General features: G+C 71.2%; 15 protein-coding genes and 1 pseudogene. 7 read left to right on the top strand and 9 right to left on the bottom strand.

The genetic code is table 11. The annotated features are described in order from the left end of the window. Window positions 1–39: 39 nt before the first annotated feature. Window positions 40–1,080, bottom strand: a complete 1,041-nt coding sequence (locus IH68_RS0122405; protein WP_030938007.1) for a hypothetical protein — start codon at window positions 1,078–1,080, stop codon at window positions 40–42. A 239-nt stretch (window positions 1,081–1,319) separates the two neighbouring features. Between IH68_RS0122405 and IH68_RS0122400 the strand changes: the two genes are divergently transcribed. The 3 genes from IH68_RS0122400 to tgmB all read left to right on the top strand — a co-directional run bounded on the left by IH68_RS0122400 (window position 1,320) and on the right by tgmB (window position 2,944). Continuing rightward, the gene (locus IH68_RS0122400) at window positions 1,320–1,610 is read left to right on the top strand and encodes a YkvA family protein (RefSeq protein ID WP_030938005.1); all 291 of its coding nucleotides are present in this window, start codon (window positions 1,320–1,322) and stop codon (window positions 1,608–1,610) included. Window positions 1,611–1,742: 132 nt separating this feature from the next. Then, entirely contained in the window at window positions 1,743–1,934 is a 192-nt protein-coding gene (gene tgmA, locus IH68_RS0122395) for a putative ATP-grasp-modified RiPP (RefSeq protein WP_030938002.1), read from the top strand. A 17-nt stretch (window positions 1,935–1,951) separates the two neighbouring features. Beyond that, the gene (gene tgmB / locus IH68_RS0122390; protein WP_030937999.1) at window positions 1,952–2,944 is read left to right on the top strand and encodes an ATP-grasp ribosomal peptide maturase; all 993 of its coding nucleotides are present in this window, start codon (window positions 1,952–1,954) and stop codon (window positions 2,942–2,944) included. 9 nt (window positions 2,945–2,953) lie between these two features. Here the strand turns inward: tgmB and IH68_RS0122385 are convergent, their stop codons facing one another. Both IH68_RS0122385 and IH68_RS0122380 read right to left on the bottom strand, forming a co-directional pair. Continuing rightward, complete coding sequence (locus IH68_RS0122385) at window positions 2,954–3,169, bottom strand: hypothetical protein (RefSeq protein ID WP_030937996.1); 216 nt, start codon at window positions 3,167–3,169, stop codon at window positions 2,954–2,956. A gap of 171 nt (window positions 3,170–3,340) precedes the next feature. Next, the gene (locus IH68_RS0122380; protein ID WP_030937994.1) at window positions 3,341–3,580 is read right to left on the bottom strand and encodes a DUF5133 domain-containing protein; all 240 of its coding nucleotides are present in this window, start codon (window positions 3,578–3,580) and stop codon (window positions 3,341–3,343) included. 170 nt (window positions 3,581–3,750) lie between these two features. Here IH68_RS0122380 and IH68_RS0122375 point away from each other — a divergent pair, with 170 nt between their 5' ends. Next, the gene (locus tag IH68_RS0122375; RefSeq protein ID WP_030937992.1) at window positions 3,751–4,086 is read left to right on the top strand and encodes a hypothetical protein; all 336 of its coding nucleotides are present in this window, start codon (window positions 3,751–3,753) and stop codon (window positions 4,084–4,086) included. A gap of 60 nt (window positions 4,087–4,146) precedes the next feature. Here the strand turns inward: IH68_RS0122375 and IH68_RS53315 are convergent. Then, window positions 4,147–4,704 (bottom strand): annotated as a pseudogene (locus IH68_RS53315) (ABC transporter ATP-binding protein); the annotation flags it as partial. Between the two features lie 143 nt (window positions 4,705–4,847). Next, the gene (locus IH68_RS0122355; protein ID WP_030937986.1) at window positions 4,848–5,705 is read right to left on the bottom strand and encodes an aldo/keto reductase; all 858 of its coding nucleotides are present in this window, start codon (window positions 5,703–5,705) and stop codon (window positions 4,848–4,850) included. 258 nt (window positions 5,706–5,963) lie between these two features. Between IH68_RS0122355 and IH68_RS0122350 the strand changes: the two genes are divergently transcribed. After that, entirely contained in the window at window positions 5,964–6,857 is an 894-nt protein-coding gene (locus IH68_RS0122350) for a Gfo/Idh/MocA family protein (RefSeq protein WP_030937984.1), read from the top strand. A 7-nt stretch (window positions 6,858–6,864) separates the two neighbouring features. Here IH68_RS0122350 and IH68_RS0122345 read toward each other — a convergent pair whose 3' ends face one another. Both IH68_RS0122345 and IH68_RS0122340 read right to left on the bottom strand, forming a co-directional pair. Next, entirely contained in the window at window positions 6,865–7,509 is a 645-nt protein-coding gene (locus IH68_RS0122345) for an AAA family ATPase (RefSeq protein ID WP_051833634.1), read from the bottom strand. Further along, on the bottom strand, window positions 7,502–7,831 hold the full coding sequence (locus IH68_RS0122340; RefSeq protein WP_030937971.1) for a hypothetical protein: 330 nt from the start codon (window positions 7,829–7,831) through the stop codon (window positions 7,502–7,504). The genes IH68_RS0122345 and IH68_RS0122340 overlap by 8 nt, the downstream gene beginning before the upstream one ends. Before the next feature lie 109 nt (window positions 7,832–7,940). Here IH68_RS0122340 and IH68_RS0122335 point away from each other — a divergent pair, with 109 nt between their 5' ends. Next, on the top strand, window positions 7,941–9,053 hold the full coding sequence (locus tag IH68_RS0122335; RefSeq protein WP_030937969.1) for a PP2C family protein-serine/threonine phosphatase: 1,113 nt from the start codon (window positions 7,941–7,943) through the stop codon (window positions 9,051–9,053). On the opposite strand, the gene IH68_RS0122330 is transcribed toward IH68_RS0122335, so the two are convergent. Further along, window positions 9,025–11,286, bottom strand: a complete 2,262-nt coding sequence (locus IH68_RS0122330) for an MMPL family transporter (RefSeq protein ID WP_037885023.1) — start codon at window positions 11,284–11,286, stop codon at window positions 9,025–9,027. The genes IH68_RS0122335 and IH68_RS0122330 overlap by 29 nt on opposite strands. Window positions 11,287–11,463: 177 nt before the next feature. Here IH68_RS0122330 and IH68_RS0122325 point away from each other — a divergent pair, with 177 nt between their 5' ends. Beyond that, window positions 11,464–11,670 (top strand): hypothetical protein, encoded by a 207-nt coding sequence (locus IH68_RS0122325; protein ID WP_030937963.1) that lies wholly within the window; start codon window positions 11,464–11,466, stop codon window positions 11,668–11,670. A gap of 51 nt (window positions 11,671–11,721) precedes the next feature. On the opposite strand, the gene IH68_RS0122320 is transcribed toward IH68_RS0122325, so the two are convergent. Continuing rightward, window positions 11,722–12,852, bottom strand: coding sequence for a sulfite oxidase (locus tag IH68_RS0122320; RefSeq protein WP_030937960.1), 1,131 nt, complete (start codon window positions 12,850–12,852; stop codon window positions 11,722–11,724). Window positions 12,853–12,857 lie beyond the last annotated feature (5 nt).

Genomic DNA, 12,857 nt, shown 5'->3' with positions numbered 1-12,857 from the left:
GGGTCCCCGGCACCCTGCGGGCGTCGGGGAAGCGGCCTGTCAGTCCAGACGCCTCGCCGTGGCCAGGGGACGGGCAGGAGCACCCCCCATCAGGGTGGGCGGGCGTGCTGCTGCGCGCAGGACCAGGGCCGTCACTGCCGCCAGTGCTGCGATCACGGCGGCCAGGCCCGCGAGCCAGCCCGGGGCGAGCGTGAGGTCGAGCGCTCGGAACATCGACCGCGAGCGGAACCCGCGGTACAGCTCGGCACCGGCAAGCAGCGCCGGCAGCACGACGGCGACCACGAGAACGGCGCGGACGGGCCGCAGGGTCACCAGTACGGCCAGCAAGGCGTACAGGATCGACACTGCGATGCCGGAGGCGTACACGTCGACAGGCGTACCCGACTTGTACATCGGGAACCAGAGCAGCGCGCACAGGAAGAGTGCGGCCGCGACGAGCAGGCCCGCCCACGGCGGGCGCTCGGCGGCTCGTCGGGGCGCCCCGACCGGCTGCCTCGGCATGGAGTCGCCACCGTAGGAAGGCAGGACGGTGGGGAACGGTGGAAGGCCGGTGCCCGTGCCCTCCGAGCGCCAGTCCGCCTCGCCGGATTGCGGAGGCGACGGCTCCGTCTTCGGCGGGGCCGGGTGGGCGCCGCGTTCTGTGCTCAGCCGGCCGATGAGTTCCACGAGGTCTTCCACGGACCGCGCCGCGGCGACAGCCCGTGCCGCCTCCTGCCCGAAGCGGCGTTCCGTCGACGGCAGGTGCAGCAGTGCCATCAACCGGGTCACCTCCTCCACCGGACGGTTCTCGGCCGCCGCACGGATGACCTCGTCCGCGCTGGAAGGGTCGCGCGGTGGCTGGGTCAGCAGGGTGACCAGACGGGTGACGTCCTCCACGGAGCGGTCGGTGCCGACCGCGCGCAGCGCGTCGATGGTGGCCCTCGCATACTCCGGGGACTGCTCCAGCATGGTGATCAGGTTGGCGACTTCCTCCAGGGGCCGGTCCGCGATGGCGGCGTGCACCAGGGCGCTGGCCGGGTCGTCGTGCGCGCCGACTATGGAGGGGTCGTAGGGGCGGGGTGATGAAGAGCGGATGCTCATGACTCTCCTCCATGGAATAGACGGAACGGTTCACCTGCTCTCGCATCTTCCGGCGCGTTTCACGACGTTGCGATGCAGTGCCATTACTAAGTGCCGCTTCCGGTCCGTGCCAGTCGGGATGGGCCACAGGTGTGAGGCCGCACCGCGCTTCTGACGGGGTGACGGAGGACGTACGAACGCCGGAAGGGGGAATCCGAGACAAGGGGCGCGCCGTTCGGCACGCCGGATGGAGGAGGACCGTGAAATGGACCACAACGGTGATCGTGGTCGCCGTTGCCCTCGCAGCGCTCGCCCTCGCCGTGGCCGTCGCCCTGTTGGTGCGGCTGGTGCGGGCGCGGCGCGACCTCAGGCGTGCCGGGCTTCCGACCGGGCGGCGCTGGGTCTTCTGGGGTGCCGTCCTGTACTTCCTGCTGCCGACCGACCTGCTGCCCGACCCGGTCTACCTGGACGACATCGGCGTCCTTCTCCTCGCTCTGCGCAGCATGCGCGGCCCTCTCGACGGGCCGAATCGTCACGAATCCTCACCGTGACTACGCAGAGTAAGGAAACCAATCACTCGTTCGATTCGTATAAGTGACTGGAAGGGCAATGCAGTCGGCGGGCCGGGCGGCGCCGCGGGGAGTGGACCGCCGGGTCGGTGCTGCACTGACGAGGGAGACACGATGCAACCGTTCGCGCTCAACTACGCACGTCCGGCGGTGGAGTTGGAAGCCACGACTCCGTACGTCTACGACTCCGGGCTGCAGTTGAACGTGCTCATGGACGGCCGGGCCGCCGCCGGTGACCTCGCGCTGCTCAGAGAGTTGGGGACCACGACGTCCACCGCGGGCTCCAAGACACACTTCGACGACTGAACGCGGAACCGCCCACTATGACCGTGCTGATCCTGACCTGTGAAGAGGACGTGACCGCCGACATGGTGGTCGTGCACCTGAACGCGTCCGGGGTCCCGGTGGTCCGCCTGGACCCCGCCGACCTGCCCGGCGGTGTCGCCTTGTCCGGTGAGTACGTGCACGGCCGCTTCCGCGGCCACCTCCAGTCGGCGGGCCGCCTGGTGAGCATCGCCGGGCTGCGGTCGGTCTGGGTGCGCAGGCCGGGGGATGCGGCCGCGCAGGCGCCCCAGCCCTCCGCGTGGCTGACCGAGGAGTCCGCCCAGGCGCTCTACGGCATGCTGCGCGGCTCGGACGCCCGCTGGATGAACCACCCCGACGCCGCCCGCCGGGCCCGGCACAAGCCGTGGCAGCTGCGGCTGGCCCAGCGCTGTGGACTGCCGGTGCCGGCCACTTTGATCACGACGTTTCCGCAGGCGGCCCGGGAGTTCGCCGACCGCTATCCGGATCTGGTGGTCAAGCCGGTCTCCGGGGCGCATCCGCAGGATCCGCCCCGGGCGGTGCCGACCAGCAGGGTCGCGCCGGACACGGACTTCTCCGCCGTGGCGTTCGGGCCCACGCTGCTGCAGCGGCGGGTCGGCAAGCGGGCCGACATCCGGCTGACCGTGGTGGGCGAGCGGCTGCTGGCGGCCCGCAAGGCGACTGCCGACGAGGTGGATCCGGACGATCCCGGCGCGGTGGACGTGCGCTTCGCCTCGGCCGACATACCGTGGCGTGCGACCGATGTCCCGCCGCGCATCGCGGACGCCGTCCGCTCGTATCTGCGTGAGGCCGAACTGGCCTACGGGGCCTTCGACTTCGCCGAGGACGCCGACGGGACCTGGTGGTTTCTGGAGTGCAATCAGTCGGGGCAGTTCGGCTTCGTCGAGGTGGAGACGGGTCTGCCGATCGCCCGGACCATAGCGGAGTGGCTGGCCCATCCCGGGCCGGAGCCGCAGACACGAGTCAACGGCTCCAGCACCACGGTGCGTTGAGGGGGGCGGTCAGTGGGGCAGCGAACCGGGCAGCAGCGCGCTCCGCTGCCACCCGGCCCCCGGGGAGCCCTGGCGCTCGGGGGCGGCGGGTATGCCGAAGGACTGCAGCGGCCGCATGGCGTACTCCAGTTCCCGGCTCACGCGCTCGGCCTCCCGGCGAGCCTGAGTGGGGACGTCGCCGCGCTCGGCGACGAGTCGGTCGTAGATCGGGGAATCCTGGAACACCGACGCGCCTTTCGTGTGGTGGCCCATGCACATGGGCAGCGCTGTCGAGTGTATGCGCCCCGGGATACATGGGTGTGAATTCTCCAGGAGCACTTGACGCCGGCACGGCAGTGTGACCGGCCGGATGTGCGTCATGCACCTCGAACAGAAGGGCGGGAAGGCCCAGTTCGGTCAGACGGCCAGTGACAGGGCGCCGTCCTCGCCCGCGGCCCTTCGCGAGGCGATGAGCAGGGCGTCCGCCTTCGCGATCGCGTCCTCGACGCTGGAGGCTTCCATGGTGGCGCACAGGACGCGGCTGACGTCCGCCAACTCCCGTGCCGTCTGCGGCTTCTCATGCTCCGACTGCGCGATGCGCAGCGACGCGTATCTGGTGAGCAACGTTCTGACGACCTTCGGGTCAGCAGCGAGCACGAAGCGCCCCTCTCTTTGGTTTTCGCCTCGCCTTCCCGGTCAGGCCCGGACCATTCGCATCTTCCGCGCCCCGGGCCTCAATTGACGCAAAACCGTCGTCCGACCCGATTCCCAGCGCGCCGCGAGGCGTTGAACAGAGGGTAACCCCCTCAGCACGAACGGTGAACCCCATGAACCGCTCCGGCCGCCTCCTCTGCACCCTCTACCTCACCACCAGCGCCGAACTCGCCTGGACCACGGTCCTCGAATTCCTCCACGGCCCGCGGTGGGCCGCATGTCTGTTCGCCGCGGCGAGCCTGGTCCCGGTCATCGCCGTCGTCCGCGAGACCCTGATCCGCGACCTGCGCAGGGCCGCTGTCGTGTCGCGCCACCCGGCGCGCACGGCCACCGACGAGATCGTGCGCGGCGAGCTGGACGCCGCGTGCTGCGAACGGTGGTGGACGAGCCTCGGCATTCACCACGACTCGACCTGCCCCCACGGGATGCGCCGCAGCAGCGCCGCCTGAGCAGGCGGCCGGGGGCGCACGCAAGGCGGCTCAGGCGACCTGTCCGCCGTGCAGCTGCATTTACGCCCCTCCGCCGCGCAGGAGTTCCTCGTCCGTCCCTGTCTCCAGGATGCGGCCCTCGCCCATCACGACGATCCGGTCGGCACTCCGCAGGGTGGACAGCCGGGTCGGCGCCTGCTGGACGAGGGCCTCGGAGCGGGTGTCCAGGGCCGAGGTCGCCTCGTCCAGGATCAACGCCTTGGGGTCTCGGATCAGGGCGCAGGCGACTGCCAGGCTCCCCAGGCGCTGCCCGCCCGACAGACGGGCGCCGCGTCGCGCAGCGCCGTGCGCACCGTTTCCTCGTCGGCCTCGTCCATGCCGTAGGCGACGTTCTCGCGGACGGTGCCGTCGAACAGGATCCGGCCCTAGATGGGGCGGATGAACCCGTTGACGAGGTTCAGCACCGTGGACTTGCCCGCGCCGTATGCGCAGATCGCGTACGGCGGGCCTGCTGCTGTCGTCGGGCGCGTGGCCGACGCTGCCGAAGGTGACGGAGCCGTGCAGCGCGGACACTTGCGCCTTGCCCTCGTTGTCCTCGAGTTCGGATGCCTGGGCTGTGCTTGACGGTGAACACGCCGACCGCCGCGATCAGGTGACGGCGGTCGGCGCGGAACAGGTACCCGGGGTGCGGATCCGGTGTTCGTTGCGGCAGCGGTGGTCGAGGGGTCTTTCCGAGGACGACGCCATCGGCGGGGTCCTCCATGGTGACCTGGTGTGTCGTGTCAGACGGCGTCGAGCTGCGCGAGTTCCTCGGCGTCCAGGGCGAGTCCGGTCGCGGCGAGGGAGTCGAGGATGGTCTCCGGGCGGCTGGAACCGGGGATGGGGACGACCACCGGCGACTTGGCGAGCATCCAGGCCAGGCACACGCGCTGCGGGCTGACTCCGTGGGCCTCGGCGATCCGCGCGAACGGCGCGTAGGCGGAGCCCAGTTCACGGGCCCGGGAGATGCCGCCGAGCGGGCTCCAGGGCAGGAAGGCGATGCCGAGTTCGTCGCACAGCTCGAGTTCCGGCTCGCTGGAGCGGAAGGCCGGGGAGAACTGGTTCTGCACGGAGACCAGCCGGCCGCCGAGGATGTCGTTCGCCTGCCTGATCTGGTCGGGGTTGGCGTTGGAGATGCCCGCAAGTCGGATCTTGCCCTCGTCCAGCAGATCCCGGATCGCACCGACGGACTCGGCGTACGGCACCCTCGGGTCGGGGCGGTGGAACTGATAGAGCCCGATTGCCTCCACGCCGAGGCGGCGCAGGGACTCCTCGCAGGCCTCCTTGAGGTGGCGAGGGCTGCCGTCGAGGGTCCAGCTGCCGTCGCCGGGGCGCAGATGGCCGCCCTTGGTGGCGACCAGGACGTCCCGGCCGCGGTCGTGGGAGGAGAGGGCCTTGGCGATCAGGGTCTCGTTGTGGCCGACCTCGTGGGCGTCCCGGTGATAGGCGTCCGCGGTGTCGATCAGGGTCACGCCCGCGTCGAGGGCGGCGTGGATGGTGGCGAGGGAGCGCGCCTCGTCCGGCCGTCCCTCGATCGACATGGGCATCCCGCCCAGGCCGATCGCGCTGACTTCGACGTCACCGATGCGGCGGGTCTGCATGTGCTCGTGGCCTCTTCCGGTTGTCGCGCGGTACCGAATGACGTTCGACTCGCCGAACATGGCGTGCGGGAAGCCGAACCGCACCCAGCCTGACCCGCCCACGGGCCGCAGGTCCAATAGAGGAAAGAGAACGCATTCAGCAGCCGCACAACTGAATCGCCGACTCCGCAGAATCTGCTTGCGCGGTCGGCCGGTCGGTGTGCGACGCTCGCTGGCGACCAGTCGTCGCAACGCGCGGCGGAGTGGAGAGGCGGCGGCATGCGGATAGGACTTCTCGGTACCGGCCCCTGGGCGGAGATGGCGCACGCCCCCGCCCTGCACGAGCACACGGAGCTGGAGTTCGTGGGGGTGTGGGGCCGCCGCACGGAGGCCGCGAAGCAGCTCGCCGACCGGTTCGGCACGCGTGCCTACGACGACGTCGACGCGCTGTTCGCCGACGTGGACGCGGTGGCGGTGGCCCTGCCGCCGGCCGTACAGGCGGAGCTCGCGGTGCGGGCGGCGCGGGCGGGGTGCCATCTGCTGCTGGACAAGCCCCTCGCCACGACGGTCGGGCAGGGACGGGCCGTGGTCGCCGCGGTCCAGGAGGCCGGAGTCGCCTCGGTCGTCTTCTTCACCAGCCGCTTCCTGACCGAGACCGAGGCGTGGATCACCGAACAGGCGGGGGTGGGGGGCTGGTTCACGGCGCACGCCCAGTGGCTGGGGGCGCTGTTCGGAGGTGACAGCGAGAGCCCGTTCGCGAACTCGCCGTGGCGGCGGGAGAAGGGCGCGCTGTGGGACGTGGGCCCGCATGCCCTGTCCGTGCTGCTGCCGGTCCTCGGTGACGCCCGGCGTGTGGCGGCTGCGGCGCCCGGTACCGGGGACACGGTCCATCTGGTCCTCGACCATGTCGGCGGTGCGTCGAGCACCCTGACGCTCAGTCTGTCGGCTCCGTCCGCGGCGGCGGGCGCCGCTGTCGAACTCCGGGGCGCGGCAGGGGTGTCGATGCTGCCGCAGAGCGCCGAGGGGGCCGTCACCGCGCTCGGGCACGCCGCTGACGCGCTGCTCGACGCCGCCCGCACCGGGCGACCGCACGCGTGCGACGCGGCCTTCGGCCAGCGGGTCACCGAGATCCTCGTCGAGGCCCAGGCCCTTTTGGAGAGGACCACCGGCTGACGCGGCGTCACTGTCCGCTCGCCGCAGTCTGTTTCGCCACCACGTCGAGGATGGAGTCGACCACCGCCGCGACGGTCCGCCCAGCACCGGCATCGATGCGGTCGAGGCCCAACTCGTCCAAGGCCTCGGCCATCAGGCTCTGATAGCGCTGCGTGCGAGCCAGGAAGCTGTCCATCAGCGCCCGTTCCTCGTCCGTCGCCGCCTCGTACCGTCCGCCCGCGTGCACCCGGGCGCGCAGCACGGCTTCGTCGGCCGTCAGCCACACGGCGGCCGTGTGCGGGACGTCCAGTCGGGCGACGCGGACGGGCCACAGCGCCGAGCCCTCCAGGACGAGGCCCGCGCCCGCCCCGCCCTGGGCCGCATGGGTCGCGATGAGCGTCCGGATGCGGGGCCACAGCCGTTCGTAGTGGGCGAGCACGGACGTGAGCAGCTCGTCGACCGTGAGCGACGCATAGTGCTCGGCGACATGCGCGGGCACCTCACGCTCCGGGGTTCTCCACGGCCGCCCGGGGTGACGGGCCAGCAGGTCCGTCGACCGATACGCGAACCCGAGGCGCTCCGCCACCGCTCGTGCGACCGTCGACTTGCCCACGTTCGACGTGCCCCCGATCAGCACCACCCGCACGCCGGGCACCCCCGCGCCCCTATGCATGCTCGAACGGTTCGTCGCTCCAGCGGAACCAGGCCCGGTCGCCCTCGATGTGCAGCAGGAACTCGGGAACGGGTCCGTCCGGCGACGACAGGGACACGCGTCTGGTGATCTCGTCGTAGGCCGCTTCCCACTCCTGCCGGTGTTTCTCGTCGTCCCGCTCGATCAGGGCGAGTTCACGGGCGAACAGATCCCGGACCGCGTCGAAGGCCGGACCGGCGGTGAAACGGCCGGACAGCCACGGAAAGTCGGCGTCGTCGATCAGGATCTCCCCGACCGGTGCCTCGCCGCTGCGCAGACGCCAGACCTCGCCCTCGAATCCCACGCCGCATCCCCTTCAGCCGCCGCCGATCACCACCGCTGATCAGCATGCCACCCGGCACCGACAGTCGGCCCGGCGTGCGGGCGGCGTCCGGCCGTAGGAGCGTGGTGCTGTGGGAAAGGTGCACCTCCTGTCACCGCGCCGGCAGGACCACGACCGGCGGGGCTGGCTGCGGGGCGCGCCGCCGCCCCGGCTGGTGCGGGTGCTCCCGCTCGGCCTGATCGTGGGCGTCTGCGCGGCGACCCTGGCCAGCCGCGACCCCCTCGACATCGGCTTTCTGCTGGGCGCCATCCCGCCGCTGGCCGTCCTCTCGTACGGGCCGCTGGCGACCGCGGTCCTCGGCGGTGTCGTCGTCGCCGTGCTCAACATCCCGGCCTTCCAGCTCAACCACCCGGGCAACACGGACCTGTTGACCATCTCCTTCGTCTCCGTGCTGAGCGTGTTCGTGTCCTATGTGCGCAGCCGCCGCGACGCCCAGCTGGATCTGGAGCGCACAGTCGCCGAGGCCGCACAGCGCGCCGTCGTCCCCCCGCTGCCCGAGCAGGTCGGTCCGGTCCGCTGCGTCGGCCTGTACCGGGCGGCGCAGCGCGGCACGCTGGTGGGCGGCGACTTCTTCGACGTACGCGAGGGACCGCACGGGGTGCGGGCCGTGATGGGCGACGTCCAGGGGCACGGGCTGGCTGCGGTCGCCACGGTCGCCTCCCTGCTGGGGGCCTTCCGGGAGGCCGTGCTGGACCAGCCGGACCTGGAGTCGGTGGCCGCCCGCCTCGACCGCAGGCTGGAGCTGGACTCGGCGTCGTCCCGGTACGCCGAGCTGTTCGCGACCGCCGTACTGCTGGAGTTCTCGCCCGACGGCCGGTCGGTGCGGATGGTGTCCTGCGGTCATCCGGCGCCCGTGCTGCTGCGCGGCCGGCAGGCCACCGAGATCGAACTGGCCGCGTGGACGCCGCTCGGTCTCGGCCTGTCCGACGGCCGCCCGCACGCCGGGCTCACCCTGCGGCTGGAGCCCGGCCACAGCCTGTTCCTGGCCTCGGACGGCGTGAGCGAGGCCCGCGACCCCTCCGGCACCTTCTACCCGCTGACCGACCGCCTGTCCGCACTGGCCGACGACGACCCGGCCGTACTCGCGGACCGGGTGTGGGCGGATCTCGTACGGTACTGTCCTGCCGTTCTCGACGACGTGACGATGCTCGTCCTCACGCCCGCGTCACCGGACGCCGGCTGACGTCCGCCGCGGGACCTGCCGTCTGGTCGCCCTCGGCATCGATGTGCGGCATGATCCGGTCGAGCCAGCGGGGAGTCCACCAGGCGTGCGGCCCCAGCAGCGTCATCACGGCCGGAACCATCAGCAGCCGTACGACGGTCGCGTCGATGAGCACGCTCACCGCGAGACCCAGACCGAGCATCTTGACCACGATGTTGTCGCTGACGATGAAGGCCGCGAAGACGCTCACCATGATCAGGGCGGCGCAGGTGATGACCCGTGCGGTGATCTCCAGCGCATGGGCGACGGAGGCCTTGGCGTCGCCGGTGCGCAGCCAGGCCTCGTGGACGCGGGAGAGCAGGAAGATCTCGTAGTCCATGCTCAGGCCGAAGATGATCGCGAACATCATCATCGGCACATAGCTCTCGATGGGCACCTTGCCGTGGACGCCCAGTGCGGGTCCGCCCCAGCCCCACTGGAAGACGGCCACCACCACGCCGTACGAGGCACCGATCGACAGCACGTTGAGGACGGCCGCCTTGACCGCGACGAGCAGGCCGCGGAAGACCGCCAGGATGATCAGGAACGCGAGGCCGACCACGACGCCGATGATCAGGGGCAGCCGGCTCGCGACGATGTCACGGAAGTCGACCTGGGCGGCCGTCGTACCGGTGACGTAGCCCTTGGCGGAGGTGCCGGAGACCGCGTCGGGGAGCGTGTGGTGGATCAGCCGGTTGGTCAGCTCGGTGGTGGTGGCGCTCTGCGGGGACTGCTTCGAGTAGACCGTGCCGACCAGGACATCGCCGTCCTTGGTGGGTGTCAGGGGTGTGACGGTGGAGGCGCCGGCCACTGAGTTCAGGGTCTTCTGGGCCTGGGAGGAGAGGGTGGACCGCTGGGAGGACGGTACGGAGGTCTGGTCGATGACGACGGTGAGCGGGCCGTTGGAGCCGGGGCCGAACGCGTTCGTCATCAGGTCGTAGGCGCGGCGGTCGGTGAAGGAGGTGGGGTCGGCGCCGTCTCCGATGTGGCCGAGCTGGATGGAGAGCAACGGGATGGCGAGGACGACGACGGTTGTGACGCCTGCCGCGAGGAACTGCCAGGGCCTGTGCTCCACGCGTTGCGCGTAGCGGTGCCACGTGCCGGTCGGCTCGGCTCCGGGCTCGGCGTCGGTCTCGGCGACGGGACGCCGGACCCGGTAGCGGTCGATGCGTCTGCCGATCAGCCCGAGCATGGCCGGGAGCAGCGTCAGTGCACCGATGACCGCCGAGATGACCGTCATGGCGGCGGCCAGACCGAGTTTCCCGATGAAGCTCACCCCGGACGCGTACAGGCCGGCCAGCGCGATGATCACTGTGCAGCCGGAGACGAGCACGGCCCGCCCGCTGGTGGAGGTGGCATGGCCTGCCGCATGAACCGGATCCGCCCCGTTCATGAGGCTCTGGCGGTGCCGCGTGAGCTGGAACAGCGCGTAGTCGATGCCGACACCGAGGCCGATCATGGTCGCCAGGGTCGGCGACACGGTCGCGAACGTGAACGCAGCAGCGATCAGTCCGAGGATCGCGAGCCCGCCGACGGCGCTGACCAGTGCCGTGAACAGGGGCAGACCGGCGGCGATCACACTGCCGAAGCCGATCAGCAGGACGACGATCGCGACAGCGAAGCCGATCAGTTCGCTCACCCGGTCGTCGGCTGCGGGCCGGCCCAGTTCACCGAGCGGTCCGCCGTACTCGACCTGGGCACCGGCCGAGCGCAGCGGCTGCACCGCCTTGTCCACGCCGCTCAGATAGTTGTCGCCCAGGGTCGAGGGCTGGACGTCGAAGCGGACGGTGATGTAGGCGGTCTTCCCGTCGGAGGCGAGGGGACCGACCTTCGAGGCCGGGGCGGACAGCGGGTTCTGGGCCGACAGGACGTCCGGCAGTTTCTGCACGTCGCCGATCGTGGTGGACATCTGCGAGCTCAGCGCGGTGAGGGACTTCTGCCCGTCGTGCAGGACGATCTGGCTGCTGTACCCGCCCGCGGCGGGATCGTGCTTCTTCAGGACGTCCAGGCCCTGCTGGGACTGCACGCCCGGCAGCGAGAAGTTGTCGGAGTACTCCCCGCCGAAGGACCGGTTGAGGGTCTGCAGCGCCACGAGCGCCACCAGCCAGGCCAGGATGACGATCACGAAGTGCCTGGCGCACCACTCCCCCAGCCGTCGCAGAACCCCTCCGGTGACAGCCCCCGCGTCCCCCGCGTCCTTGCGGCTCGGTGACATGGCCTCGGTCTTCCCTGCCGGTCGAGACGGTCGTCGTCTCTCGTCAGACCTCTCTCATTAGACGCCCGCCCTGTCACTCCGGCATCTCGGGCCGCTTGCGTACGCTTCCGGATGCACGCCGGGCTCCCGCGTTGAATGGTGTTAGCAGTAGCGATCCGGACTCGAGGAGCAGAGATCATGCCGACGTCACAGCCCGACGTGTCCGGGCCGTCCGAGGACCGCGTCACCCCGGACGACCTGCTCCACACCCGCACCGGCACCGATGTGTCGCCGGAGGACCTCGTCCTTGCCACGGGCAGGGACATCACCCCGCACAACCTCGAATGGGCCAGGCGCAAGCTGGAGGCGGAGGGCCCCGCCGCCCTGGAGAAACTGCTGCCGTAGAGCCGTACCCGTACCCGTTCTCGTACGCCCGCCTGGAGACCCGGTGCCGGTTCAGTCCGTGTCGCCGGGCTCCAGGCACAGCACCGGCACCCGCTGGACGAGGTTGTTGGTGAAGCCTCCGCGGTTCCAGTGCTGGTCCAGCGGCTGGGTGTGTCCTTCGGCGTCGGTGGCCCGCGCGCTCAGCACATGCTCGCCGGGGGTCGCCGTCCAGTCCAGGTGCCAGCGGCGCCACGCCCACCGGCGCCCGCCGTCGGGCTCCAGTTCGGCCTCGTGCCAGGTGCGCCCGGCGTCCGTGCTCACCTCGGCGCGCGCGAGTGGCGCCCGCCCCGACCAGGCGCGGCCCTCCAGGGTCACCGGCCCGGGCCGCACCACGCGGGAGCGGGACATGAAGTCCGGGAAGCCTGGCGGGATCAGCAGGGCGCGCGGCTCGATGCGGGTGACCGGCCGGCCCTCGTCGGCGGAGTCCTGCCGGAGCCGGTAGGCAACGGCCTGCTGGAATCCTGTGAACGGTGCATCCGTGACGGTGATTTCGCGCAGCCACTTCACGTGGGCCATCCCGTACCAGCCGGGCACGATCAGGCGCAGCGGCCGGCCGTGCTGGGGCAGCAGTGGGGCACCGCTCATCGCGTACGCCACCAGGACCTCCGGCTCGGTGCCCGTGGCCACGTCCACCGGCAGGGACCGCTGGTAGTCCTGCTCGACGCCGCGTTCCACGCCGTGGTCGGCGCCGGTGAAGACCACGTCGACGGTATCGGTCTCCACTCCGGCCGCGGCGAGCAGCAGCCGCAGCGGTACGCCCGTCCACTCGGCGGTGCCGACCGCCTCGACGAGCCAGGGCTGGCTGACGGGCCGGGGGGTCAGCAGGGCCCGGCCGTTGCCCGCGCACTCCATCGTCACGCGCGTGGTGACCTGGGGGAAGGCCCGCAGTTCGGCCAGGGACAGCTCCAGCGAACGGCGGACCCGGCCCCCGACGCTCAGTGGCCAGGGCGTGTCGTCGGGGACGTAGGGGATGTCGTAGTGCGTCAGCAGGTAGTGCAGGCCCGGCGGGGTGACGTCGTAGCGCAGTGCCTCGAGCGGGAGGCCGTGGTTGCGGGTGGCGAGCGCCAGTTCGTCCCGGCCGATGCCCTCGTCGGGGGCGGCCAGCCGGGCGGGGGTGCTCGCGTCGGCGAGTCGGTGGCCCATGGCGG

The organism is Streptomyces sp. NRRL S-646 (assembly GCF_000720765.1).
Lineage (GTDB): Bacteria > Actinomycetota > Actinomycetes > Streptomycetales > Streptomycetaceae > Streptomyces.
This window is presented reverse-complemented; position numbering and strand designations above follow the sequence as displayed.